This window comes from Bradyrhizobium canariense, from assembly GCF_019402665.1.
Lineage (GTDB): Bacteria > Pseudomonadota > Alphaproteobacteria > Rhizobiales > Xanthobacteraceae > Bradyrhizobium > Bradyrhizobium canariense.
In genome coordinates, this window is sequence record NZ_VSST01000027.1 from 62,099 (window position 1) to 87,263 (window position 25,165).

General features: G+C 58.7%; 25 protein-coding genes and 1 pseudogene. 16 read left to right on the top strand and 10 right to left on the bottom strand.

Going from position 1 to position 25,165, the window contains the following annotated elements:
• Nucleotides 1–93: 93 nt before the first annotated feature.
• Complete coding sequence (locus FXB41_RS15510) at nt 94–648, bottom strand: peroxiredoxin (protein WP_219682354.1); 555 nt, start codon at nt 646–648, stop codon at nt 94–96.
• A gap of 530 nt (nt 649–1,178) precedes the next feature.
• On the opposite strand from FXB41_RS15510, the gene nifH reads away from it, so the two are divergent.
• From nifH to nifW, 4 genes are all read left to right on the top strand, one after another.
• Nucleotides 1,179–2,069 (top strand): nitrogenase iron protein, encoded by an 891-nt coding sequence (gene nifH, locus FXB41_RS15515; RefSeq protein WP_007600043.1) that lies wholly within the window; start codon nt 1,179–1,181, stop codon nt 2,067–2,069.
• A gap of 66 nt (nt 2,070–2,135) precedes the next feature.
• Nucleotides 2,136–2,864, top strand: coding sequence for a nitrogen fixation protein NifQ (locus FXB41_RS15520; RefSeq protein ID WP_219682374.1), 729 nt, complete (start codon nt 2,136–2,138; stop codon nt 2,862–2,864).
• A gap of 227 nt (nt 2,865–3,091) precedes the next feature.
• On the top strand, nt 3,092–3,511 hold the full coding sequence (locus tag FXB41_RS15525; protein ID WP_219682355.1) for a hypothetical protein: 420 nt from the start codon (nt 3,092–3,094) through the stop codon (nt 3,509–3,511).
• Between the two features lie 50 nt (nt 3,512–3,561).
• The gene (nifW, locus tag FXB41_RS15530; RefSeq protein ID WP_219682356.1) at nt 3,562–3,894 is read left to right on the top strand and encodes a nitrogenase stabilizing/protective protein NifW; all 333 of its coding nucleotides are present in this window, start codon (nt 3,562–3,564) and stop codon (nt 3,892–3,894) included.
• A 146-nt stretch (nt 3,895–4,040) separates the two neighbouring features.
• Here the strand turns inward: nifW and FXB41_RS15535 are convergent, their stop codons facing one another.
• A complete protein-coding gene (locus tag FXB41_RS15535) occupies nt 4,041–4,622 on the bottom strand; it encodes a hypothetical protein (RefSeq protein ID WP_219682357.1) in 582 nt (193 codons plus the stop codon).
• A gap of 423 nt (nt 4,623–5,045) precedes the next feature.
• Here FXB41_RS15535 and FXB41_RS15540 point away from each other — a divergent pair, with 423 nt between their 5' ends.
• The 4 genes from FXB41_RS15540 to FXB41_RS15555 all read left to right on the top strand — a co-directional run bounded on the left by FXB41_RS15540 (nt 5,046) and on the right by FXB41_RS15555 (nt 8,921).
• Nucleotides 5,046–6,161, top strand: coding sequence for an electron transfer flavoprotein subunit alpha/FixB family protein (locus tag FXB41_RS15540; RefSeq protein ID WP_374762368.1), 1,116 nt, complete (start codon nt 5,046–5,048; stop codon nt 6,159–6,161).
• 11 nt (nt 6,162–6,172) lie between these two features.
• Complete coding sequence (locus FXB41_RS15545) at nt 6,173–7,480, top strand: FAD-binding protein (RefSeq protein ID WP_204513351.1); 1,308 nt, start codon at nt 6,173–6,175, stop codon at nt 7,478–7,480.
• A gap of 40 nt (nt 7,481–7,520) precedes the next feature.
• Nucleotides 7,521–7,817 carry a ferredoxin family protein gene (locus FXB41_RS15550; protein ID WP_085383486.1) on the top strand — a complete coding sequence of 99 codons (297 nt, stop codon included), beginning with the start codon at nt 7,521–7,523 and terminating at the stop codon, nt 7,815–7,817.
• A gap of 573 nt (nt 7,818–8,390) precedes the next feature.
• Entirely contained in the window at nt 8,391–8,921 is a 531-nt protein-coding gene (locus tag FXB41_RS15555) for a hypothetical protein (protein ID WP_246648893.1), read from the top strand.
• Between the two features lie 823 nt (nt 8,922–9,744).
• On the opposite strand, the pseudogene FXB41_RS15560 reads toward FXB41_RS15555, so the two are convergent.
• Nucleotides 9,745–10,106, bottom strand: a pseudogene (locus FXB41_RS15560) (RMD1 family protein); the annotation flags it as partial.
• 375 nt (nt 10,107–10,481) lie between these two features.
• On the opposite strand from FXB41_RS15560, the gene FXB41_RS15565 reads away from it, so the two are divergent.
• The 3 genes from FXB41_RS15565 to FXB41_RS15575 all read left to right on the top strand — a co-directional run bounded on the left by FXB41_RS15565 (nt 10,482) and on the right by FXB41_RS15575 (nt 12,197).
• Nucleotides 10,482–11,225, top strand: coding sequence for an energy-coupling factor ABC transporter permease (locus FXB41_RS15565; protein WP_246648894.1), 744 nt, complete (start codon nt 10,482–10,484; stop codon nt 11,223–11,225).
• A 67-nt stretch (nt 11,226–11,292) separates the two neighbouring features.
• The gene (locus FXB41_RS15570) at nt 11,293–11,688 is read left to right on the top strand and encodes an SAM-dependent methyltransferase (protein WP_219682358.1); all 396 of its coding nucleotides are present in this window, start codon (nt 11,293–11,295) and stop codon (nt 11,686–11,688) included.
• Complete coding sequence (locus FXB41_RS15575) at nt 11,676–12,197, top strand: thermonuclease family protein (RefSeq protein ID WP_219682359.1); 522 nt, start codon at nt 11,676–11,678, stop codon at nt 12,195–12,197. Before FXB41_RS15570 ends, FXB41_RS15575 begins: the two co-directional genes overlap by 13 nt.
• Before the next feature lie 663 nt (nt 12,198–12,860).
• On the opposite strand, the gene sugE is transcribed toward FXB41_RS15575, so the two are convergent.
• Entirely contained in the window at nt 12,861–13,175 is a 315-nt protein-coding gene (gene sugE / locus FXB41_RS15580) for a quaternary ammonium compound efflux SMR transporter SugE (RefSeq protein ID WP_219682360.1), read from the bottom strand.
• 91 nt (nt 13,176–13,266) lie between these two features.
• Nucleotides 13,267–14,148 carry a radical SAM/SPASM domain-containing protein gene (locus tag FXB41_RS15585; RefSeq protein ID WP_219682361.1) on the bottom strand — a complete coding sequence of 294 codons (882 nt, stop codon included), beginning with the start codon at nt 14,146–14,148 and terminating at the stop codon, nt 13,267–13,269.
• Between the two features lie 1,186 nt (nt 14,149–15,334).
• Between FXB41_RS15585 and FXB41_RS15590 the strand changes: the two genes are divergently transcribed.
• A complete protein-coding gene (locus FXB41_RS15590) occupies nt 15,335–16,291 on the top strand; it encodes a response regulator (protein ID WP_204513356.1) in 957 nt (318 codons plus the stop codon).
• A gap of 478 nt (nt 16,292–16,769) precedes the next feature.
• Here the strand turns inward: FXB41_RS15590 and FXB41_RS15595 are convergent, their stop codons facing one another.
• The 4 genes from FXB41_RS15595 to FXB41_RS15610 form a co-directional block, all read right to left on the bottom strand.
• Entirely contained in the window at nt 16,770–17,018 is a 249-nt protein-coding gene (locus FXB41_RS15595; protein WP_219682362.1) for a hypothetical protein, read from the bottom strand.
• The gene (locus FXB41_RS15600) at nt 17,008–17,961 is read right to left on the bottom strand and encodes a winged helix DNA-binding protein (RefSeq protein WP_219682363.1); all 954 of its coding nucleotides are present in this window, start codon (nt 17,959–17,961) and stop codon (nt 17,008–17,010) included. The genes FXB41_RS15595 and FXB41_RS15600 overlap by 11 nt, the downstream gene beginning before the upstream one ends.
• An 84-nt stretch (nt 17,962–18,045) precedes the next feature.
• Nucleotides 18,046–18,345: a hypothetical protein gene (locus FXB41_RS15605; protein WP_219682364.1), complete on the bottom strand. Its 300-nt coding sequence runs from the start codon at nt 18,343–18,345 to the stop codon at nt 18,046–18,048.
• Nucleotides 18,342–19,646 (bottom strand): hypothetical protein, encoded by a 1,305-nt coding sequence (locus FXB41_RS15610; RefSeq protein ID WP_219682365.1) that lies wholly within the window; start codon nt 19,644–19,646, stop codon nt 18,342–18,344. The genes FXB41_RS15605 and FXB41_RS15610 overlap by 4 nt, the downstream gene beginning before the upstream one ends.
• Between FXB41_RS15610 and FXB41_RS15615 the strand changes: the two genes are divergently transcribed.
• The 4 genes from FXB41_RS15615 (at nt 19,647) to FXB41_RS15635 (ending at nt 23,941) form a co-directional block, all read left to right on the top strand.
• A complete protein-coding gene (locus FXB41_RS15615) occupies nt 19,647–20,729 on the top strand; it encodes a hypothetical protein (RefSeq protein WP_204513360.1) in 1,083 nt (360 codons plus the stop codon). It abuts the gene before it with no gap.
• Nucleotides 20,730–20,832: 103 nt separating this feature from the next.
• Nucleotides 20,833–21,408 (top strand): M12 family metallopeptidase, encoded by a 576-nt coding sequence (locus FXB41_RS15620; RefSeq protein ID WP_231189440.1) that lies wholly within the window; start codon nt 20,833–20,835, stop codon nt 21,406–21,408.
• 20 nt (nt 21,409–21,428) lie between these two features.
• Nucleotides 21,429–22,583, top strand: coding sequence for a S1 family peptidase (locus tag FXB41_RS40820; RefSeq protein WP_231189437.1), 1,155 nt, complete (start codon nt 21,429–21,431; stop codon nt 22,581–22,583).
• 11 nt (nt 22,584–22,594) lie between these two features.
• Complete coding sequence (locus FXB41_RS15635) at nt 22,595–23,941, top strand: alpha/beta hydrolase (RefSeq protein WP_246648895.1); 1,347 nt, start codon at nt 22,595–22,597, stop codon at nt 23,939–23,941.
• 475 nt (nt 23,942–24,416) lie between these two features.
• Here the strand turns inward: FXB41_RS15635 and FXB41_RS15640 are convergent.
• Nucleotides 24,417–25,165 (bottom strand): integrase core domain-containing protein (locus FXB41_RS15640; protein WP_219682367.1); only part of this gene is annotated, 749 nt, incomplete at its 5' end.

A 25,165-nucleotide genomic window follows, 5' to 3' on the forward strand; every position in this document is an offset into this window, starting at 1 on the left:
TTCCAGGAAATAGCCTCCACGTTAGACGGTACCGAGTCTGACGTCATTAGAATGCGGGAGCTCCTCCTTCAACTGCACGATCGACATGTTGCCTCAGGCAGTTTTAAGTGTGTCGCCGCCGATCTCGCGGTTGCAAGGGCAGAGCTCATCAGTCTGTATCGCATCCAGAACCCGCAACGTGTCAGTCGGGCTGCGGCCGACATTGAGGTTGGTCGCATAGACATGCTGGACCGTGTTCTCAGGATCGATGATGAAGGTATAGCGATGTGCGATGCCATCACGCGAGCGCACTCCAAGGCCATCGACCAGTGCGCCCTTGGTGTCGGCAAACTGCCAGATGGATAGACGGTGCAGGTCCTTGTGGTCACGCCGCCAGGCGAGCTTGCAAAACTCGTTATCGGTCGACCCACCAAGCACGATTGCGTCGCGATCGGCGAAATCCTTCGACAGGCGGGCAAACTCGGCGATTTCGGTCGGGCAGACGAATGTGAAATCCTTCGGGTAAAAGAAGATGACTTTCCATTTGCCGGGGAAACTTCTCTCAGTCAGCGTCTCGAAAGCGCTTTGCCCGTCCTCCTCCTGCAGGTGAAAGCCGGGCTTCACGCCTATGATGTCGAACGGCGGCAACTTACTTCCAATTCCAAGCATATTGTCCTCACAACATCGGGTCACACGGAACAGCATTCCGCGACTGAGCAAGCAATATGCCACCCGATCTGGCGGCAAGTGCCCGCCATGCCCGTCGTGGAACATTCGCCTTTGATGGTGGCGATGTCCTCGAGCCCGATCTGCAACATGTCGTCTCCTCAATCGTCTCGGGCGTAAGGCGCGGGATTTCCCGTTTGTGTTCCTTGGCCGGCGCTCGTAGTGGAATCCGAGCGCCGAGTCTTTGTCGGGTTTCGGTCAGAGCCCTTGCGGCTGTCCGGTCCGCCACAGCCCGCCGGCGTCCGAGGCCAAGCGGTTAGTTGAGGGTGATCAAAGGCTTAACGCGGGTGCGAAGGAAATGGCACGCCAGTTGCTACCTGGATGGAGCAACAACGAGCGAGGGCTGAGGGCACGCCGACGCTGATGGCGAGCGATGGCCTCCTTCCCGAAACTCGTGTGTCCATGGTTTCTACGAGAGAAACAGGCTCGCGCATTCGGCGCGAAAAATTGGCAATCGGTTGATGGAGAGCAACATGTCTTCGCTGAGACAAATCGCGTTTTATGGCAAGGGTGGCATCGGCAAATCGACGACGTCGCAAAATACGCTGGCGGCCCTGGCTGAGCTGGGCCAAAGGATTCTGATCGTCGGCTGCGATCCCAAAGCGGACTCGACTCGCCTCATCCTGCACGCCAAAGCGCAAGACACCATTCTGAGCCTGGCGGCGAATGCCGGCAGCGTCGAGGACCTCGAAATCGAGGACGTCATCAAGCTCGGCTACAGGGACATTCGATGCGTCGAGTCCGGTGGTCCGGAGCCGGGGGTCGGCTGCGCCGGACGGGGCGTGATCACGTCCATCAACTTTCTGGAAGAGAATGGCGCTTATGAGGACATCGACTACGTCTCTTACGACGTGCTCGGCGACGTCGTCTGCGGCGGCTTCGCGATGCCTATCCGTGAGAATAAGGCACAGGAAATCTACATCGTGATGTCCGGCGAGATGATGGCGATGTATGCCGCCAACAACATCTCCAAGGGTATTCTGAAGTATGCGAATTCCGGCGGCGTGCGTCTCGGCGGCCTCATCTGCAACGAGCGGCAGACCGACAAGGAGCTGGAGCTTGCCGACGCTCTTGCCAAGAAGCTCGGCAGCCGGCTGATCTATTTCGTGCCGCGCGACAATGTCGTGCAGCACGCGGAGCTGCGCCGAATGACGGTGCTGGAATACGCGCCGGACTCCAAGCAGGCGGATCACTATCGCAATCTCGCGACCAAGATCCACAATAATGCCGGACAAGGCGCTATCCCCACCCCAATCAGCATGGACGAGCTCGAAGATATGCTCATGGAACACGGCATCATCAAGCCCGTCGACGAGAGCCAGGTCGGCAAGACCGCTGCCGAGCTTGCCGCTATTTCGGCATAGTTCATGTTGTCGGCCTTCTCGATCCGGGAAGGCCGACATCGTCCACTCAGAAGCTGTGCGAAAGTTATGATCGGCACACAAGGAAAAATGGCCGACACGATCTCATCTCGCGTATCGGTAGCTCACGCCGCCGAGCAGCGCGACGCGAGTGAGCTCTACCAGCTTCTGACCGGGCGCCATCCGGCAGAAGTCGATATCAGCGACAATGATGACTTCGATCACCATGTGCTCGCTTGCATTCTGGCCACATCAGCCATGGATGGCGGCCAACTTCCCGAACGGGCTGGCTTAACCAACCAGGAGCTCAATGCGCTGTTGGTGCAATACTTCCCATCCACCCCGGTCAGGAGCTGTACCTGGCGCGATCAGTCCGCCTTACCGGCGCCTGACGAGACAGTTATGGTACGCGACCTCCTGCTTGCGCAACGTTCCACTCATGGCGAGGTTGGCGGCTGGCTCGCGACGATGATCGCCCGGCGCGCCATGGAGCCTAATCACTTGTGGGAAGATCTCGGGCTGCGGAAGCGGGATGAATTGTCCCGTGTCCTCATGCGCCATTTCGGGCCGCTGGCGGCTCGCAATACGAAGAACATGCGCTGGAAGCGCTTCTTCTATCGCATGCTATGCGAAGATGACGGCCTGGTGATGTGTACCACGCCGGTCTGCACGGAATGCAATGATTTTGATCTTTGCTTCGGCGAAGAGAGCGGGGAGAGCCGGATGGCCGGACGTCGGCGGGATCATCTGCGCCGCCTTGATGACGCCGTCCAAGCCGTCCCAAGCTTGAAAGGCTGAGTTCATTATTGATACCCCTCTTTGGCGCCATTGCAGGTATATCCTACGAGCTTTCGGCCACCTGTCGCATGGGGGGTGAAAACAGGCCGGGGCAAACGATTGCGCGCACCCGACCTAGGGCCGAGGCGGCGTCTGATGATCGTGGGTTGATATCTCGAGGAGCCGACAATGCGCCGCTGAAGGAAGTTGCCGTCGCACTCAGACAGCTCTGTTGCGGTGATACCGGCGTGCTGCTATCCGAACTGGAAAAAGCCGCGGTCGTCGTTGCAGCCGCTGCGTCCCGTACCATCCCGCTCAGCAAGGCGATCGTCGACGAGCATGTCTTTACCAATGAATCCGGCATCCACGTCCACGGGCTGTTAAAGGACCCGGCGCAGCTACGAAGGGCTCGACTGGGGGCTGCTCGAGCGCTCCCCCCGGATTGTGATCGGCAAGCATTCAGGGTTCGCCGCGATCACCTTGCTGCTGTCGTGCAACTTTCTTTCGGCACCGAGCAAAGCGAAACCATCCCCGCGCCCGTCCGCAAGCATGCCATCGAGCACCAAGGTCTGGTTGCGCAAGAAACGGTGGTGGCGATCTGGCGCGACATTCACGACAGCTCGCTCGTCAACAGCGAATCAGCCACGCGCGTCGCGCGATCGGATTGAAACATTCTAGCCTGGTCGTTTCTGGGCGCGGATCGAGATGGAGGTTGAGAATGGCGACGGATGGGATCCTTGCGCGATTGAACAAGGCCTCGGCCGCAGAGGATTTTTTTTCACTCCTCGGCGTCGAGTACGATGCGAAAATCGTCGATGTGGCGCGGCTTCACATCCTGCGTCGCATGGGCCAATATCTCGCAGGCGAGGAGTTGACCGGTGCATCTGATCCTGAGATCGCCGCGCGTTGCAAGGCCACGCTTGAGCGCGCCTATGCCGACTTCGTCACGTCCTCCCCGATCGAACAGCGCGTATTCAAGGTGCTGAAGGATGCGGCCGCACCACAAGCGAACAAGCATCCAGCATTGGTCCAGCTCGATTTGTTGGACTGAATTGAGCTCATATGTCGTGCTCTGGACCGTGAAGGTCCCGAGAGCCTGACAGCAAGCCATGGTTTCGAATTCAAGCGGAAAGTTACAGTCGCGGCCTCGCGGATCCGCAGCTTGAGCACCTCGGCTCGTTAGAGGCCAATCACGACTCACCGCTGATATTTCCATCCTTTTAAGCTGGTACGCATGCTGTACCTATCTCCTGCAATCATGCGCCGGCAGCGGGACCGCACACGTCGCCAGGAAAGCTCAGCAAGGTTCAGATGAGTGTCTTCTGTCGCATTCCGGACACGGGTCAGTACGGCCTCGAATGTTTCGACCTCGTGAGAGGCCGCCGATCCGACTTCGTTCTTCAGTAAGATTGTGAAATAACGGTCAATTTTCATCGCCTGCGCAATTGGTACGACAATTGCTGACATATGCTCAGCTAGTCTGGAGAAGCGCATGCTCGTTTTGGTCCGCATCGATTTTATTTTTGACGCCGCGCCGGTTCGCGCGCGCTGCCTGCCGGCACCATAATGCGCCGCGACGCCAAAGCGATCGTCGCATACCTGGCTGAGCTGAAAGGTGCCTTTGATTCGTGCGCCCCCGTTGGCCGATCCCTGGCCGAGGTTTCGCGGGGGGAGCCGTTGCTCAACAGCGCCGGCCGTGCGGCGCTGTTGACCGGGCGCCTTGAGCGCCGCCCCTCCTGTCCTCGCCAGGAGTTGCGGGCCTGTCGCTATGATCGGCAAGAAACAAGCGCACTCGGAGCAATGGGATCGCGCTTCCACCGGCAACGACGCGGCCGACAATCCTACCAGCCGAGCCCCTCGCAGGTCCTCGATCTGTTGCACCTCGGTTGCATCTCTAAGATGAGGAGGACCAATCGATCGGCACGCCTGACCGGCCCGGTCGGTGCCTTAGCAGTGCCCGGAACCAAACCGTCGTCCCAGAATGCCGCATCCGGAACGAACCCGAGGCGCATGCTTCCGGGCTCGTCGTCAAGGTCCAGCAACGGCTGTATCGGTCCGGCGCTGCTGCCAGGCGGTGCTGACGGGATGCCGGCCGGCTTGCGGCCCGACGCTTAACTGAAGAAATCTTCAAGCGCAAATTCCAACCTGGAGGCGGAGCATGCTGCCCTGGCGAGCCGCTACTGAATGCGAATGGGAGTACAGATGATGAGCACCGCACCGAAAAGTGCAGCTCCGGCCGCGGGTGGTGGTCGCGCGGCGACCAAGAGGGAGCTGCCCGCGCGATTTAAGCCGTATAAGCACGTCTGGGTTTTCATCGAGCAGGAACGCGGGGTTGTGCACCCCGTCTCATGGGAGCTGATGGGGGCCGGCCGCCGGCTCGCCGACAAGCTCAATGTTGACCTCGCCGCGGTTGTCATCGGCCCGGTCGGGGAGACAACGCAGCAGGCGGTCGCCGAATCCTTCTGCTACGGCGCCGACCTCGCCTATATCGTCGCAGACAATCTCTTGGCCGATTATCGCAACCAGTCCTATACCAAGGCCCTGTCAGAGCTGGTCAACACTTATAAGCCGGAAATCCTACTCCTAGGGGCAACAACACTCGGCCGCGACCTCGCCGGCTCAGTGGCCACCACACTGCTCACCGGCCTAACTGCGGACTGCACCGAGCTCGATGTCGATGCCGACGGCTCGCTTGCAGCGACCCGGCCGACGTTTGGCGGCTCACTGTTGTGCACGATCTACACACTCAACTATCGTCCACAGATGGCAACCGTCCGTCCGCGCGTGATGCCGATGCCCGAGCGCGTGACAGGCGCCGTCTCGCGCGTCATCTCGCATCCGCTCGGGCTTGTAGAAGAAGATATCGTCACAAAGGTCCTGTCCTTCCTGCCAGACCGCGAGTCTACAAAGTCCAACCTTGCCTATGCCGACGTGGTCGTCGCAGGAGGGCTCGGTCTGGGATCGCCTGAAAATTTCCAACTTGTACACCAGCTCGCGGACGTGCTTGGCGGCGAATATGGCTGCTCGCGGCCGCTGGTCCAGAAGGGCTGGGCCACCTCCGACCGACAAATCGGCCAGACCGGGAAAACCATCCGGCCAAAGCTCTATATCGCGGCCGGCATTTCCGGCGCTATCCAGCATCGCGTCGGCGTGGAGGGCGGCGACCTCATCGTTGCCATCAACACTGACAAGAACGCTCCGATCTTCGACTTTGCCCATATCGGCATCGTCACCGACGCCATTCGACTGTTGCCGGCGTTGACCTCTGCATTCCGCGCGCAGCTATCGCCGCACTCGCACGACCGCATCGCTGGCTAGGGGAGCTTGTTATGATTCAGGAAAGATTCGACGCCATCGTCGTCGGTGCTGGCATGGGCGGGAACGCGGCGGCGCTTACAATGGCCGAGCGGGGTCTGAAAGTGCTGCAGCTGGAACGCGGCGAGTATTCCGGGTCGAAGAACGTGCAAGGGGCCATCCTTTATGCCGACATGCTAGAGAAGCTGATTCCGAATTTCCGAGAAGATGCGCCGCTTGAGCGGCATCTAGTCGAGCAACGCTTCTGGATCCTGGACGAGCGTTCGCACACAGGGATTCACTATCGATCCGATGATTTCAACGAGGAGAAGCCGAACCGCTACACCATCATCCGCGCCCAGTTCGATAAATGGTTGTCGCAGAAGGTCCGCGACGCCGGCGCTACCGTGCTGTGCGAGACCACGGTGACCGAGCTCCTCCAGGATTCCCATGGCAGGGTCGTCGGGGTGCGCACAGACCGCGATGGGGGTGAAATCCATGCAGATGTTGTCGTGCTGGCCGAGGGGGTGAACGGAGTGCTCGGGACGGGCGCGGGCTTAAGAGGGCGGCCGAAACCGGACAAGGTCGCACTCGCGGTTAAGGAGATGCATTTTTTGTCACGCGAGACAATCGACGCTCGCTTCAATCTCAAAGGCGACGAGGGGCTCGTCATCGAAGCGGTCGGAACCATCTCCCGCGGCATGACCGGTATGGGCTTCATCTATTCCAATAAGGAATGCATCTCGCTCGGTATTGGCTGTCTTGTTGCCGACTTCCAGCGTACCGGCGAGACGCCTTACGGCCTGCTCGAGGGTTTCAAGCGTCACCCATCCGTCGCGCCGCTCATCGAAGGTTCGGAGGTCAAGGAATATTCCGCGCACTTGATCCCCGAAGGTGGGTACAGGGCAATCCCGCAGCTTTGCGGGGAGGGCTGGGTGGTCGTCGGAGACGCCGCCCAACTTAACAACGCCATCCATCGCGAGGGGTCCAATTTGGCGATGACGTCGGGCCGTATCGCGGCGGAAGCGATCTGCCTTATCAGATCGCGAAAAGATCCGATGACGGCCAAAAATCTTTCGCTTTACAAGAAAATGCTAACTGATTCTTTCGTGATCAAGGACCTGAAGAAGTACAAAGATATGCCGGCACTCATGCATACCCACTCGCAGAACTTCTTTCTCACATATCCGCAGCTCTTCTCCAAGGCGATGCAGGATTACGTGCGCGTCGACGGCACACCAAAGCTCGAGAAAGAGAAGCTGATGCTGAGCTCGTTCATCAAGGCCCGGTCTTGGAGTGGGCTGTTTAGCGATGCCCTGCGCATTGCCCGGGCCTGGCGATGATCCAAACCTAAGACAATGACGAACGACGGAGCCAGAAACAATGCCGAGCGAGCCATCCCAACGTGTCGAGGATAAACTATTCTACAACCGTTATCTCGTTGATTCCGGCCGCGCCCACATCAAGGTACGTCCGCACACCACGCCATCCTCGCGGCTCTTGTCGATGCTGAAGGCCTGCCCTGCACGGTGCTACGAGCTCAACGATAAAGGTCATGTTGAGGTGACAGTCGATGGGTGTATCGAGTGCGGCACCTGCAGGGTGATCTGCGAAGAAAGTGGTGATATCGAGTGGAGCTACCCACGCGGCGGTTACGGTGTCCTATTCAAGTTCGGTTAAATCTTCAGGTGAGAGCCCTGCCACGGCGGCTACGTCGTTCTCGCGATGCAACGAGATCACGCGCGAAATCGGCGTTAACCCGGTCACGTTCAAGCGGTGTCCCAATCTTCCATCTACCCGGCGGGCCCTTGCATGGTGGACAAACGCAGTTTCCGGTTTCCGCTATAATATTCCCGAAGATAGCCAAAGCGAGCGGATCCGAAGCAAGGGTGCAAACGCAACGTCGTCCGTCTCGGATCTGGTCCACGGTCTGGTTGTCTTCCGGAATATCTGGCCGGTTTCGTCCTCCCTGGAAGGTTGGCGGTGATCCGCCCGCCGCCACCGCCTCGCTGCCTATCACCTACTGACGGAATGTTGGAAGCAGGCCTTCGCTCGGCCGTAGCCACGACCCGACAACATGCCATCCCGCGCCTTGTAGACGAGAAAAGCACGAGCGCATCACGAAAATAGCGCATTCTGAGTCCTTCGCGCGACCGCCGGTTCCGCGTTCGTCAGGCGGACTGCGCGCATGCACCACACAACTTTGCACTTTCATTCCGCTGTATCGCCGGGATATATCGTCCGCCGGAGAGCATGATGATGGTTCGGGTACAAAAGAGCAGGGCAGGAGCTAACGCGTGGCGAGCAGATGCAGGGCGTGAGAGTTCGATTGCCGACATCCAGGCTCGCATAGTCGAACTGAGAAGCTTGCGGCGCGAGAAGCTCGCGGATGCGGCGTTCATGCTCTCGATGAATGCACGAAGCCAGCGCGAGTTGATACGAGAGGCAATCGAGAAGCGCGCCGCGGTCGAGTTGGACTTTGATCCGCCGGCGAAAGGGGATTTGGCGACCTATCTCGCCAATGATGTGGTCTCGACCTTACGCGACCACGTTTCTGAACTTCCCACCCTGATGGACCTCTTGGTTCAGCGAGCGCCTGACGTCGGCTTCACCGTCCATCGGGAGGAGGCCGTTTCGCTGCTCGCCGCAATCGTTCGCGAACAGCGGCTCGAAGGTGTCCTTGAAGGCCTCAGGCTCGCCGGCCTTCTGAACGAGCCAGCTAAGCATCGCCATGGCGGGTTCTGTTCAGAAGTGGATTTGGGGGAAGTTGCCGCCCGCACGTGAGTGGCGAGGGCGCTTTGAGGACAATCCCTGCAGATGGAATGTCTACAGGCAACCGGGACGTCGGATATCTCGGCGCCTGCTTGCGAGGTCAAAACCGCTTGAAATTCGCGGCGCAGTTCCTTGTCGTCCGTTTATCGCTGACGCGGAGCTGCCATGCACGCTCCATGGCAGTACCGATCGCGTATAGCTCGGCGACCGTCCCCTTAGTCAACCCGAGGACCGCGGTTCGGAGCTTTCATGTTCAGTTGTAGCACGCGCGGTGCGCTGCGCTCCTCGATCACGGAGCCTTTCGCTAACAGCCAAGCAAGGGAAATCACCGAAGGCGACGTCGACCGAGCCGCGGCGATGTGTCAACGCGGCGAAAGGCGTTCGCTCTTAGCGAGGCGCTCTGGTGAAATCGACCGTCCTTGTTCCGGTCGTCACTGGCCGCGCGCTGGCGAACGACGGGGGAAGCGCAAGTATTCCGCGAGCTACTCGGCAACAGCGGACAAGCTCAGTTGCGGTCCGCCGCAAACTGACAAAGGGTCTTCTCGGATCACGCTGGATCGTCGGGGTGAACGCTCTGCCGCGCGTCTGCCATAAACGCATGATCGTTGATCGATTTTCCGGAGAATTGCGCCGGAAGTCGCCTCGCCTATTTGCTCGGTCGCGAGCCGCACCGGGATTTCGTCGAACCTCGCGTGCACGAGCACGGCGAAGGCTTCGCCAAAACACGCCGCCGCGTGCGCCGAACAGCGTGTTCCTCGCAACTAGCCGGCCTGATACGTTAGTGAGCCCGCTCAAAGGCCAGGAAAGCGCCTCGCCTGCTGTGACCAGCCGCACTTCACTGAGCTGCTGCAATAATCTGACCGCATCCGATCGCAACCTTCGTCGCGATCAGCACGACTATAACCTTCCAGACGCAGCGAGCGCCGTGTCTCGATGATGTCCGCCGGGGCGTTGGCCGTCCGGAATGGCCCGCAGTTTGCGCTGGAGCATCTCAAGACGCTCCTTCAATTCGTATTCGTCAGTCAGCCGCGAATAGAGCCGCTCCAGCGCCGGCTTGCCCCAGAGTGCGTCGGGCTTCTCGGCAATGGCTGCGCGGCCCGCCACACGCTGCTGGACCAGGAGCGCATCGCCGATCAGCTGGAGAATGCCCTGGTCCTCGCGCGGTCGGCCGCGCTCGGCTAGTTCGCGTGCAAAGGGTGTCTTCGCGCCGGCGGCCGCAGGATTTCCAATTCAAGAAGGGAGGTAGAACGATTGTTCGAAACGGCACAGGTTGAGCAAAGACGGGGCACCCATGTGTGTTCAATTTCATCCAGAGTATGTCAGCTAGCTCACACGGCGAGCCTTGTGGGGACGGAAACGTTTCAACGCGCAATCAGAGGCTTAAGCGCGGTGGCGGGGGTGGCATAGCTGTTGCTATCAAAGTCCCGCAGACCGAGCGGAGGCTGTGTGCACACCCGGTCCGATATGGCGGAAGCAGGACGTTAGCGGTCGACCGAGGTGCGGAAACTGAAATGCCGTTTCGAGCGGTCTACCACACAAGGCCCGAGTACAAAGGCAAGAGGGACCTGGACCATGCATATCGAACCGGGAATAGTAACAGGCGCCAAGCTTGTGCTAAGCTGCGTGCTAGGCCTTGCGACGTGCTGCGTCGCCGCCAAGCTTCTGGTCGAGACTATGCGCGAGCGGGGCGCTCTGTCATTTGCCCTGCAAGCCATCGCCGCGACGCTTGTGTTCATGTTCTTCGAGAGTCTGCCGCACTTTGCGGTTGGGGTCTCCGAGGTGCGTTTCGTCCCCGGCTCGATGCTGTTTCTGTTGTTCGGCGCGGCGGCGGCTGCTTTTGGTCTTGCGCTCGGCCTGCTGCTGGAAAACATACTCTTTGTTCCGGCCGACCTGCCGCAATTTGGTATGAATGCCACGACGCTTCTGGTGCCGCTGTTTGCGATCCAGGCGCTCGCCAATCGGCTCATCCCGTCCAACACCGCGCATCGCGATCTGCAGTACAGCAAGGCGCTTGCCCTCTCGACGGCGTATCAGTCTGGTATCGTTGTCTGCGTCACGTTTTGGGCCCTCTACGGCGCGGGCTTCGGCGCCGCCAATCTTTATAACATCGCATGGTTCGCGGTTTCCTACGCACTTGTGGCCCTGGTCCAGCTAGGGGTTGAGATGGCTGTGCTGGCGCTCGCGAAACAAGTTGGGCGGCGTGACTACGGGCGGAGTCGTCGCCAACCGCCTGTAGAAGGCATGTTGCCGTTGATAACAACGATGGCCCTCGGAGCGCCCGTTTTGCTCCAGCGATGCATACACTTTCCCTTATAGTTGCCGTGAGCAGCGACCGCGGACGGCGCGTGCTCGCTGCTATCGGTGCCAGAAAGGCGGCGAGCTTATGCTCATTTCGGACAAGGCCATCAGGAATTCGTATGACGCGGACTTGCGGGCAGCGGTCTGCGCTTGCTTGATGGCTAATCAGCGTACGCGCACGACGGATTTCGTCCTGCCGGTGCGCGATGCAGTCGAGGCGGACTGCCGCAATGACGTGGAGCAATGGCCCCATTCGGTCAGCGCAGCAGGCGCGTCACAAACCATCGTGGGCGAGGTTGGACGCGAGGGAGGTGTTGCGCTGCTCATTCAGGGAGATTCATCTGTCGAGCGAGCTTACCTATTCAACATTAGCACCCTTCTGGGCACTGCGATCGAGCGCCTTTGGCCACTTGCCTATGCTCTGCTGCGCTCGGCCGGAATGTTCGCAGTTCGGAAAAGAAGATCGCTATGCCCGGATTGATCGTGGTGTTGACCATGTTCGCACTGTGCAGCATCGTGTTGGCCGGCCAGTTGACCGGGCGGGCAAAGGTCATCAACACCGACACCGTTGAAATCAACAGGACTCGCGTTCGGCTCTGGGGCATCGACGCGCCGGACAAGTCCCAAATGTGCAGAGATATCAACGGCAATCCATATCGATGTGGCCTCAGGGCCGTGCGCGACCTTGAAGGCTTCATTGCAGAGCGCGAAGTCAGTTGCCTGTCAGTGCTGCAGGATGAGTCTGGACGGACGATTGCGACCTGTTCAGCTGATGGCATGGATGTCGGAGAATGGTTGGTGCGCAATGGTCTCGCGTTCGATCAGACGCAATCTTCCACAGGGCCATACCGGGCCGCGCAAAGCGCCGCCGATCGTGCCGGACTGGGCTTATGGTCGGGCAGCTTTGCCGTACCTTCGTTATATCGAGCGTGCATTCGGTTGGGTGGTCGACCAGCCAGCTGTTCGGACGACGCGAATGCACATCCTTGATGGCTGGCCCCTACACCAGAATACGCCGCAATCGGCTCCCGCGTGAGGTGACAGTCACGAGCGAGCTGGCTCGATCGGGAGTAAGTCCTCAACACTGCCGCCCAACTATGCGACGAGTAGGATGGTCTCGTACTCTTAGGCGGGATGGTCGGAACCAGTTCGGAGCAAACGAAGACGCTCTGCCGATCATGTCGTCCTGTGATGCACCTTCTCCCCTGCAGCTCCGTAGAGCAGGCATCGCATGACTCGAGCAAGCGACCTTTCTTGGCCGCCGCCATGAGCATCAGCGGCATAGCTGGGTCCATTACTGTTCTGGTCGCATTGGCGAGCTTGGCAGCCAATTGTTGGTGCCGCTCCAGGTGGTGCATCGGGCCAGACGCAATGGCCGTGGGCACGCCGATTGGCGACGGGCGTATCGTCCGTACCACGGGCTTTCACGTTGCGAGACTGAGGCTCGCGGTCAACAGGTCTCGGCCCAGAGGGCCTGCATCGGCATCTGGTTCACGGCGACTTTCTGCGGCCACATTATCACCGCGCCGTTGTCGGTGCCGCGCCCCTCGGCGGTGCGCTGCAAACGAGGCCAGCTCGACAATTACGGCGGCCAGAGTCTCGGCGATCGTTGCGGCGCTGACCTGGTCGGGGTCAATGCTTTCGATGTTTTCGTCAGGACACGAGCTTCAGCCCGACAATGCCGGCCACGATCAGTCCGATGCTGGCAAAGCGAAACGCGGCGGCCGGCTCCTCGAACAGGATGATGCCGAGCGCTGCGGTGCCGACCGCACCGATGCCGGTCCAGACCGCATAGGCAGTTCCAATCGGCAGCGTCTTCAGAGCAAGGCCGAGCAGGATCACGCTGCCGGCCATGGCCGCGAGCGTGAGCACGGACGGAACGAACTTGGTAAAGCCCTCGGTGTATTTGAGCCCGATTGCCCAGGCGACTTCCAGGAGGCCCGCGACCAACAAAATGCTCCAGGCCATGGCAACCCTCCGTTATGGCGGGGTCGTCCCCGCGGCTGATGTGATGATGAGCGGCAAGGCCGTCCTCGCCTGGGCTCCCGATTCGTTTCGATCAGTCAGGGTCAACTGCTCTCAAGGATGAGCATTCCGACCTCAGTGGCTCAGCGAATTCACACGATCGACAAAGTAGAAAACCGTCCGCGCCGTTCATGCGACTGGTAATCTTGCAAAAAGCCGCCCCTTCAAAGAGATCCTTGTGTCTGTCGCGGAGAAGGTTGCCCAGAACGTGGCGTCGCTCAAAATCCATGCAGCAGAAGGTAACGTCGCCGTTTGGGAGAAGAACATTCCGGTATTGTCGTTCGTCTGGACATCTCAACGCTCCAACGATTGGCTGTCGTGCTTCAACCATCCTAAGCTCGCCGCTCCCACGCCTGCTGCGCGGGGGACGCGAGCGAACGAGCGCTTCGTCAGGTATTATGTCGAGTAGTTCAGGATGCACCTCGCCCATGACTATGAAGAGCAGTGACGAAATGCCGGCATCGACAAGTTGGCGCATCAAATCGACATAGTTGCGCTTGACGAGACCACTGTCCATATGCGTGCCGTCGTCAAAAACGTGCACCAGGAAACCGCGGAACTGCAACGCACGCAAGCGTTTTAGATCCCGCCCATTCATTCCTACGAGGGTTGTGAAAATCCGGATTCCATGGCCACACGCGTAGGCATGCTCAACCATTTCGGTGCAAGCCGGATTGAGCCAAGGCTCCGAATACCCGGAAAAGCTGATGTCCACAGTTGCTGGTACGCGCGCCAGGCATCGCTTGAAATCCTGCAAAGAAAGATGCTTCACGTCGGATATAGCTCTTTGCCGTTCGGCGAACTTGTCCTGCGGGCAATAATCGACACAGCCCGTTGTCGTGGTTACCTCCAAGACCCTGCCGCCACTAATTGCAGAGCGCAGCTCCTGTGCAGTCATCGATTGTATATTATCCACGTCCGCGCTCCGCCATTGGGAACAAAGAGATCTTGAGGGGGCACCCTCGCGTTGCATCCCTCATGTCGGTTCGCTCATGCATCATCCTCGGTTCGTCGCCCATCACCGCGACACTTCACGGTCGCAAGCCGCGGCCGCGATAGATGAAGACAGCGCCGACGGCTCACTCACCCTAGCGCCCCCAGTCCAGCAGGATCCGGTGGCTGCCGAGTGCACATGCATCGACGGCGTCGATCTAACCTCTCGCTTGTTCCAACAAGCATCACTCATGCCATTGGCGGTATTGTCCATAAGCCGACACATCCGCGATAACTGTCTTCGCAATGGCACAACGGAGGCGCAACTGCGATCGAAAGCGTACAATATGACGCTATGTACGATTCAAGCTCTCTCGAAATGAGTTGAATGGCAGCCTTCCTATGAAATGTGAGGCCGTTTCCGCCGCCCCGAGGGCCATGTCATCATCATCGACGTGCATCGGGACCGGCCGCGCGAAGTGCCGACTGGGAGTGCACTTTGCCGCAGCCAAGAGTGCGAATTCTTTACACGACTTCATGCAGCAAGTCGTGAATTTCAATAGTTGGAAACGCTATACAAGGGAGCGGCGTCGTCATGCTCTCCCATGCTCGGGAGGCGGCTGGATAAATATCCGGGCGCCAGCGCTACGGCCGGACTTGCGAGGCGTCTTCTCGATGATGGTCCAGAACAGGAGTGGGGCCGCGCTGGCCTTGCGTACGAATGTTCCGCCCTACTGCTTCCGACTTTTTCTAAACCGCTGGCAAGTCGGCGGCGCTAGTAGGGCACGGGCGACTTCACCTATATCTACGATATCGCGATGGGCAGTTTCACGGTTGGCTCGGGCGCGGTTCGCTCATCGTCTTTCACGGGGGGCAGTTCACCGACAACCCCATTGCGGTGTTCATCGGACAAAACTCGAGTGGCACGCGCAATTTCGCTTCGACTCCGAGCGTCCTGCCGACCTTGATGCGCTTCTCGCTCGGTGTCGCGTACAACGACGTCCTCAACCGACTTCGATAGCCGCACGCTTGCCGCTTGGTCATGTCCTCGATGCCCTGGCAGCTTAGTGTTTCGTTTACCAATCTCAGGTAGGAAATTGTGCGTTATGTAGGGTATGGGGGCTATGTGCCCTAATTGTGGAGGTCGCTATGACTGCGGACGAGCCATCTTGGAAGATGTTGATCGCCTTCTTGACGGTAATCACGCTCTCCACGGTTTTGCTTCACGCTGGGCACAAGCCGGAGATCGCGATCATGCCGTGCTTTCTGTTGTCGATGCTGATGCAGGGGCGGCTGACCGAGTGATGGCTTCGACCAAAAAGCCTACCGATCTCGCAGACAAGAGTCCTTCCGGTCCGGCCGATGTGATGCGTGCCCCCCGCATCCTAATCGTCGATGACGATAAGGCTGATGCAGATCGCATTGGAACGGCGTTAAAAAATCCCCTGACGAAAATTGGGCAGCTTGATTGCAAGATAGAGTGGGTCAACGACGTAGCAAGCGCTCGCCAATATCTCGAGAAAGATGATATCGACTTGTATTTCCTTGACCTTGATATCTCGGAATACTGGGGAAAGCCGACCGACAAGGAAACGGGCAAAGCTTTCGTGAAAGCTGTAATCAACAATACGAATGCTGGCATCATCGTATGTTCTAATCTGCCGATTGACGAGGAGGCGCCACCTCTCATCGAGTATGGAGCAGATGATTACGTCGAAAAATCCTACGGCTTCATGGCAATCGCACCCCGGGCAATGTCGGTCTGGCGAAGAACGCATACCGAGAGGCGTTCCAAGCAATCGCATTCCGGCCGGAGGTTTCGGATCGGGAATTGGATGTTCACGATTGGTGATCGTCAGATTACCGATCGTTTGGGGATCTCCAAGCGGCTTTCGATAACCGAACACATTTTCCTGCGCCATCTCTGTGCGGTGCAGGGTCATGCTATCGATAGCGAAGTCTTCAACATCGAGGTGCTGCGTAGAGAGAAAGGTGATAAGCACGTTCGACTGGACGTCTTCGTGCCAAGGCTTCGCGCCAAGTTGAACAACACGATCGACTTGGTTCCCCAAGGGCGAACGGGGATTTACAGGCTCTTGGACGTTGAAGAAGTGTTCTCCTTATAGTTTGCTATGGCGCCTTGAGTGTAGTTTTCAATTTTTGAAGATCCCAATACGGATCGATGAACGGGCACTTGTAGTTGGGTCCGATATATTCCCTCTCGGCGTCATCAAAGAAGATCCGAGCCGCACCATGAGACTCCTCAGGTATGATCAGGAAAGCGGCGTCCTCTTGTATAAAGTCTAGGTCGCCGACGTGCCACCACTCTCGTTGCCATTCGAAGAAGTAGGTGGTTTTGCCTGGTGCCTGGCTGGCAGCCGACCACCTCGAGCCCTCGCTTTCGCGAGCGTCAGCCGATTCTTTCCAAATCGGCCAGACACTTTTCGAGGTTATCCTTGGCTTCGCTTAAAAGCCTCTTCGTCTCGCCCAGTCGCTTGAAGTCAGGTTTCACCGGGCCGGCACCCACCGCGCTTAAGTGATGGCAAATAGTCGTGAGATCGCTAGACATATCCTCGAGAACGAAAGCTATATTTTCGAGCGGCACTAGCCCCGAAAAAAGGTGTTGGATACAGTGTCGTCCTGGCCGGTCGGCCCCTCGAACTTCACCTCGACGAGCGGGACTAGGACATCGCGATTGTCACGCGCAGCTCTGCCCATACTCATGACCAGCGAGCTGAATGTCGCCGAGATATATGTAAGCCGGTCGACCAGGGCGCTTCCATACAACATGACAGCGTCGGGATCGCTTTGCACCTCATCCGGCTTCGAAGCACTAAGATCTTCATTCGACATGTTCGGTGTCCTCTCCCTGCAGATGCAGGATCCCCACGGGGAATGAGACGGCTTTGGCACTCGTCATGGGTTCTATCGTGTAGGAGCCGTGCGCTTCGGCCTTTTTTGCCTGTACGACAGCGACGGTAAGAGCTTGATAGGAGCTTTTCGTCGTCGCCTTCATATATCCGGGCGCGGCGGGTGCCGGCCCATGGAAATGGAGCAGATAGTCCTCCATCGCTCGCCGGACGCCGACAGCGCTCGCGTTCAGCGTCCCAGCTGTGGCGTGCGATGAGCCCTGCATTGCCAAATCAATAAAGGTGCGAACAACCGTGTCTGCATCTGCTGCTAGGTGGAGCGGGTGGGCGGCTACCGGAAATTTGTCTCGAACGAGATGGGTTGACCCGCCACGCTCCTTCGCTTCGCGCTTTTCTAACGCAAGCAAGCCGTCACGCGTCAGCGCGAAATGAGCGAATTTGCCCTGTGTTGTTCGCTCCACGAAACGCGCATTCGTCATGAGGCGGAGGATACGGCTGAGATTTGCATCTCTCAGAGACAACCTCTTTGCGATCGCTGCCTTTTCCATCTGGCCCGACGTTGTGTCGCGGAGTAACGCAAGTATTGCGACGACGTGCTGACGATGCATGACCTCGTCCGGACGCGCGAGCTTCGAGGTATTGATCGACATCTGCAGAAGGTCGTAGAATGCTCTGAAGCGCTCCGCATAGGCAGCATTCCTTGGTCCGAGTGTTGCGCTCATCCGACGCAAGATATCGAACCATTCCCGCAGCTCAGGGTCACGCCGACGGCTTTCAAGGGCGTTCCAAACCCACGCCCCGAGTGTTGCATAGAGGCGCTCCAAGCTTCTTTCGGAGCCCTCTTTGAGGAGGTCCGAAATGACACGCCGTGCCTCGCTCGCCGTCGCTTCGCCCGTCTCTATCTTTTCCAATGCTACGTCCGACATGGGCTAGCCCTACACCACAACCATTAAGAACGTTTTACAACGATTTACTCTGATTTTAGTCCCCGAATCTAGGTGTCAAGGGCCTCATTTGTAGGCAGCCCAAACGCTTTTTTGACCGAGTTCCTCGAGGGAAACCGCGCTGGGTTCCTTCAGAAGCGGTAGGATGCTACCTATTCTGTGATCTTTGAGCGCTGTTTGGGTCGGATGCTGCACCACGAAGCTACGGGTGCCGAACCGCACCTCAACCTGAGCCGCAGTGATCTGGTGGCCGTGCATCGTGCGGTCGTTTCCCATCGAGGGGACAAGCATCACGTCCACATCGAGTTCGCTGAAGGGTGTCTCGCAGACGTCACAGAAATCCAGGCAAATGGCGATCCCAATCAAAGCGCCTTCGGTTGCCAGGACACATACGCGGTCACCCGCAGCGATGTTTTCCGTTCCCCAACCATCGTCCGCGTACGGGCGATCTTGTCGTAGATCAGGCGCTCCTCTCCATAGCCGTTGTAGATCCGGGCTCGGTTGACGATCCCACGGTCGGTTGTCTCGTGCCAGGTCCCTGGAATCAGAATTTCGGGAGCTTCCAGCTCGTCCGTAATGTCGCGATCTCGAACGAGCTTGAGGATCTTCTCGCGCAATTCCGGCGAGACGGTTAACTCGGGCCACACAATCGCGATGCAGTTCTCCTTCAGAGCCTGACTGATCTGCTGAGAAATCGTGTCCTCAGCTAACGGCACCTCAATGCCCGAGATGATGAAGCGCTTATCGCCCTCTGTTGAACAGAACTCTGGCTCGAGCTCTAGTGGCTTGAACAGGCAAGCGCCCATCTTCCATTCGCTCACATCCGGTGCGGTACTATGCAATGTGCGAGTATCCACGACCTGGACAGGATAGCCCTGTATCACTGAGGGCAAGATCCGATGAAAGAGCAGGCCTCGTTTTGAGTAGGCCTGCAGCCTTCGAGCCGGACGCAATGCGCTCACGCCCTGCCGCGGAATGAACCAACATCTAAGCTGCTCGACGTGCCACTCACTCGGCGCGATCGGCCAATGAGACCGCCGATCAGCAAGCGCACGATCGAGTTCCCGTATCAGGCCGCCCATTCTTACGGCCGCGAGTTCAGGCGTCTCATCGGACAGCGACCAAGAGAGATGGCCATCTCCTATTGCGCCGGTGAAGCTCTCTCGTGCGTCCTCGATTCGCTTTTCTGTAAGATTTCGGTAGGCCTTGTGCACGCTTCCCGGAGCATTCCGAAACAGCGTATCGAGCTCGATCAGAGCTTTCCTGAGATCATCCCGACTGGCCTTCGTGACTAGCTCCTGCCGCGCGGCAAGCTCCCGCGCCTCCTTCTTCCAGGCATCAAAAACTGACGTTTCGGCTCGGCTGTCCACGCGCCCAGGCAAAATTTTCGTCCCAATCACCACCACCAATATATTCCATCGATAGGCGTGCGCCGACGATTTTGCAATCGGCCCGACCAGTTGCTCACACTTGTCGGCCGGTGCCGAGCCGCCACAAGTGACTCGCTTTCGCAGAAGTGTACGACCGCAGTGAAAATCTGCGCAAAACCGAGTGGGGACAACGAAAAGCTGCATTGTTGTCACGATGCTATTGACGAACCCATGCGGACTGTTTTTCAATGCACGGGAGATCCGCGGGTGCTCAGGCACGCGGACGGGGGCGTTCATATGGGGATATTCAGCCGAGCCGCGGCTGGCATTGGCATCTGCCTTGCCGTGGGCGGGTGCACCAGCCTGTATCATATTCATGACCCGCAGACAGGTGTGATCACGGTGGGTGAGCTGCCGTACTTTCTCAAGTCGATCAGGTGTGAGGTCGTGACTTTCTACCAGCTCGAACGCGAGAGGCGAAAGGAATACCTGAAGATCTACAAGAGGCGGCCTGAAGAGGCGTTCGATAGGTACGCTCATTTCGACATCGACCCCTTCCTGTACGGCACATTCTTTCTGGAGTTGAAGGTGACCGATACCGGCGGGCTCGGATCCGGTACAGCATTCGACTACAAAAGGATTCTGAGCGTGAGCAGTAATGACGTGACCCATGTGGGCCCCACTGCTTCAGCCCAGGATACCTATGACCTGATCTGGTCATTTCTGATGAAGCAGAACGCGCAGCTAGCGTCCGATACGGCGCCGGCGCCGGCGGATCCAGCAAGGTATGAGCGTGGCTGCTATCGAGGAGCGCCTGCGGACCTGATCGAACTCGAGGGCCTCGCCGAGCATAAGTATCCGGACCGCGCCGCCTACAAGCGCATCATTGTCGATGCATCCAAGCCGCTCGCAGCTTGGTTACGGGACAACGCGATCCTCATAGCCGCCAACAATCTCACGCCGGCCATGCCTTCGGAGAGCGCGGAGCCGGCGCAAATGACGTACACGTTTTCAGTCCAGGTTACTGGCGGCGTCGAGGCAAAATACTCTCTCACCTCGTCGCGCTGGACGCCTGCTGCAGTCCAGGCGTCGGCCTCCGCTCAGCAATTCAGTAATCTCGGAATCTACATCAACGGTCCGAATGCCGTCCTTGCTAACGGAGCCAAATCCGGGTCCGCCGGCTATGCGGACAAAACGCCGCCGCTTGGATCAAAGGACAATCCAATTTACACGGCACCCTCGCCGGGAGGAGAAAAGTCGCAGGAATTCCCGGGAGCAGCCGGGTCCACCGGGCGCCGTACGGGCGCTGGGCCTCGGACAAATGGTTTCATTGTGGCGCCAGTGCCTGTGTTCCCGCCGACCCCTACACCGACGCAGTAGGAAAATGTTTCGCCTGTGGCCGCCCAGACTCGTTCTGTTGCTCGTCCTCTTGTTCTGCTGGGGGGCGAACGCTCAACCTGCGCTTCCTTCGGGAGTCTCCGAAATGGAATTGTACGGCACGGTCATTCGCGGCTCGAAATGGGACATCAAAGAGATACCGGTCTGCTGGGAAAACCTGCAGCCGAAGGATCAAAAGTATGCCGATCTTGTTCGAAAAGCGGTTGCGGAAACGTGGGAGACTGCGGCGCAAGGTGGCGTGCGGTTTTCGAAGACCTGGCCGTCCTGTACCGACGGCGCGCCGGGTGTGCACGTGCGAGTCTCTGATGAGGGTGCCCACACCGACGTCGTCGGCAAGTATCTCGACCGCAAGCCATCGGGCATGACTCTCAATTTCAGTTTCGATCATTGGAGCAAGGGCTGTCGAAATAGACGCGAGTTCTGCATTCGTGCGGTTGCAGTCCACGAGTTCGGACATGCTCTTGGTTTCACCCATGAACAGAACCGCGACGATGCGCCGGAGCAGTGCCGCAACGAGAAAGCTTCTGGCTCGGTCGGCGATTATAAAGTCACCAAGTACGACCCCAATTCCATAATGAACTATTGTAATCCAGCATGGAACGGAAACGGACAGCTCAGCCCTCTCGATATCGCCGCTGTCAGGACATTCTATCCCTCCTGACACTCGGCCCTTTGGTATTCATGGGCGCTCCCGCGCAGGCGGATCGTGCGGCAGTGCAAATTGCTGCGCGTTACAACGTCAGGACGGTTCACGTCCAGTTCGTTGGCGTGATGTACAACGACAAGCAGGAAGTCGGCGGCGGCTCCGGGCTGCTCATCGGCGACAGCCTCGTGCTGACCAACAGCCATGTGATCGGACGCGAGGAGAACTATAAGAGCTTCGAAGTCAATGCCCGTCTCGGGTCGCGCAATGCGAACCCGATCAAAGTCACTGCGGTTCATCGCGACGATGCCAGAGACTTGGCTCTTCTCGAGCTGTCGCAGTCCGCCGGAAACAGCGGAGGCGCCTCTCGTTGTCCGATGCCCGTGATCGATGACAACCAGCAAGCCCCGATGGGGACTCAGCTTTATCTGCTCGGTTATCCGCTCGATCTGGATCTGAGCATATCGAGCGGTCTGATAAGCAACCAGACTAGCCCGAACGGTCGCTGGCAAACGAACACGGTCATGAACGTCGGCAACAGCGGCGGCCCCGCATTCAACGAGTTCGGCGCCCTGCTGGGGATCGCAGTTGGCGGCATCGTCAAGTGGAACGAGGCGGATGTTTTTGGCGTCAACTTCATCATTCCCGCCACCGTGATTACTGCAAGCCCCCTGTACAGCATGATCGCGGCCATTCCGCAGCCGTCTGTTTGCTGGACCAAGTGGGTCGAGACAACGATCTCGTTTGAGAACTGGACCAAACTGAATTCCACGCATGTGCAGACGCAAGCCAATGCCGGCGTGAAGATCCCCGAAATCCTCTCCGGAGCGATCCATACGCTTCTGCCCGAAGACCGCCGCCTCATCGTGAACGTCCCGGTGTCGCAGCTCGTCGACCCGAAGCTGATCGAGCGGGCGTATACGGTGGACAAAACCAAGGACGATCACCCGGTCGTATTTGCGGAGCATTCGGCGGACTACGCCGAGACTTTCCCTGCTGAGCCCGGCTACCGCATCACAGGGTGCACGTGGCACGTTGAGACCGCCAATGGTGCCAGCAATATCGGTTGCGCGATCAACGGCGGCGGGGCGGAGGTTCGCTTCACCTACAAGCTTACCAGCGGACCTGCTGTCGACAGGTATCGCGGATGGCTGGGCGCTACGGTCAACGTTTCCCAAACCCTTGCAAAGTAGGTAGCTGATCGATGGTCATGCTCGTCTTGCCAATTCGAGGTTCGAACCGGTTGCATCGGCTCGGCCACGCGTTCCAGCAGCTTCGAACAGTGCTCATTGTCTTGTTTTGCGCGCTCGCGACCGGTTGCGCCCACCAGGGTCCGGCCTCGCAGCAGGCCAACCGGCATATACAGAAGGCGCCCCAGAAACATGAGAGCGCGTTCAAGAAATACGGCTATCGCTATGGCCCCGGGTACTACCACCATGTCCGGCACTATCATGCCTATCGGCCGTGGCGACGGACAACCGGTGAGGCGAGCGAGGAGGCGCCTCCCGACAAACGCAGCACCGGAGCCGCGGTGGTGGTCAATAGATCTGTGATTAAGGGGTTGGTACCCGTCTACTTCGCCACCAATCGCGTGGTGACCGGTGGGTCCGGTCTGGAATTGACCCAGATCTCCTATAGTCGTGCGGCCACCAACACATTTGGCTGCGTGACGGTTAGCATTCCCATCGTTCACAAGATGGGAGAAGTCGAAACGCCGAAGACAAGCTGGTTCGGGATGCGCAAGGAGGCGGAGGCCGATGGAAAGCACTTCCGAATCCAGAAGCTCGATCGTCTTTCTCGTGAGGAGTTTGCTTCCGCTATCGCAAATCCGGCCGACAGCCTGATGCTCTTTGTGCACGGCTACAACGTTGCCTTTTCGGACGCAGCCTTCAAGGCGGCTCAAATTGCTTTCGACGCGAACTACAAAGGCCGTGTCATGATGTACTCCTGGCCGTCCAAGGGCGGAGTGAAGGACTATGACTACGATCGGGAGAGTGCTTTGTACGCTCCGGATGGCTTGTTCGATCTCCTCCAGCTCATTAAAACGGCGGGCAAAGTGTCACGGATTATCGTGATTGCGCATAGTCTGGGCAGCGAGGTGGTTTTGGGCGCCTTGCAGCAAGCCGCGCTGAGCCAGACGGCGCTCGGGATTACTGAATTGATTTTTGCGGCCCCGGACGTGGATCGCGACATTTATCTTCAGCGCGCGAGCCAAATCAAGGCAGCGGCGGGCGCGGTGACGCTATACGCGTCCTCGACGGATCTCGCGTTGCTCGCCTCCATGGAGAAAGCGCAATCCACGTCGCGAATGGGGTTCGTAACCAAGAGCGGGCCAACTCTCGTGCCCGGTATCGAAACGGTCGATGTTTCTGCTGTGGGAAGCGAAATGTTTGCTCTAAATCACAGTACGTACTCAACCAGCCGCGCGGTTCTCGATGACATAGGCCGGATCATCTCGTCTTCGACGCATCTTAAACCCCCGCAGCGGACGCCGACCCTGCGATCGATGCCCGACGATTCGAATACGACTTATTGGATGTATCCATATTAAGAATCGCTCTTCGGCTGTTTGCAGAGTTGTGGGCCACAAACCTGGCAGATGTGTGCGCGTTCAACGCGAAAATGAAAACGCACGGAGGCGAAAACTGATTGATTGTACGGCGGATGTGGTTTCTCAATCAGCGGGTCCCAGGTTCGAGTCTGGTGCGCCCATCAAAATAACGGGTGTCCAGACCGGAGACATAGGTACAGGTCGTACCTAAGACATGGGTGACAACCTCGTGCCGAACGGGTTGTCGAGGGGTTTCAAAGTCGTTTACTCCAAAGTCGATCCAGTTTGAGGCCGCTGGTCAGCGATCTGCTGTGTTCCGGCGAGACGCATCTATGGCCTGGCCATTGTTGCTTGGCTCGCGCTGTCGCCGTCAACCCCGCGCGTGCCGCGCCCCTGTGGGCTTCGGGGGTTGACCGCGACAGCGGAGCCAAGCAAAGGGCCTGCCATGCCAAGAATGCACGAGAGCGCGTCGCGCTCAGGGCGCTGCGGTGGCAGCTGAGACATCGGTGATGGGCGGGCCGAACGGGTTGTCGAGCGGCTGCAAGGTTTTCTGCTCCAGATCGAAGTAACCGAGATCGTAGTGCATGAAGCTGACGAGCCAAATGCCCTCGTCGACCTCCTTGATGCCGAGCTTCTGACCGGCCAGCACGGTTGAGATGTTGATCTTCTTGCGATGCAGGCAGAGCCGCCCGCAAGCGGTGACGACAATGTCGCGGTCGTGGAAGGGGTAAGTCAGTTCGGGCAGGCCGTCATAGACGCGCGTTGAAGCGGTGTAGAGCTCGGCGGGGCACTTCATGCCGAGCGCCTCATGGGGCCGCTCGGTGTTGAATTCGTGCACGAAGGCATCGAAGCGTTCCTGCTGCTGCAGGCTGTTGAAGCCTGGCGGGCGGGTCGCTTCCTTTTTGAGGGTGAGGTGCATGCGCTCGTGCCGGCCGTTCTGCTGCGGACGGCCCGGCTTGATGCGCTCAATGGCAATGCCGAGCCGGAGCCACCAGACCGAAAGCTTCGACAGATTGAACAAGGCGTTGGGGCTGGCAAAGGGCACGCCGTTGTCGGAGCGAATGGCCAGTGGCAGGCCGCGCTCGTGGAACAAGCGCTCGAAGGCGGTTATGGCGGGGTCTTCGCGCGTCGAGTCGAGCGCCTCGCTCAGCAACAGGAAGCGCGAGGCGTGATCGCTGACCGTCAAGGGAAAGCAGTAGCGTAACCCTACGCGGTAGGCCGCAG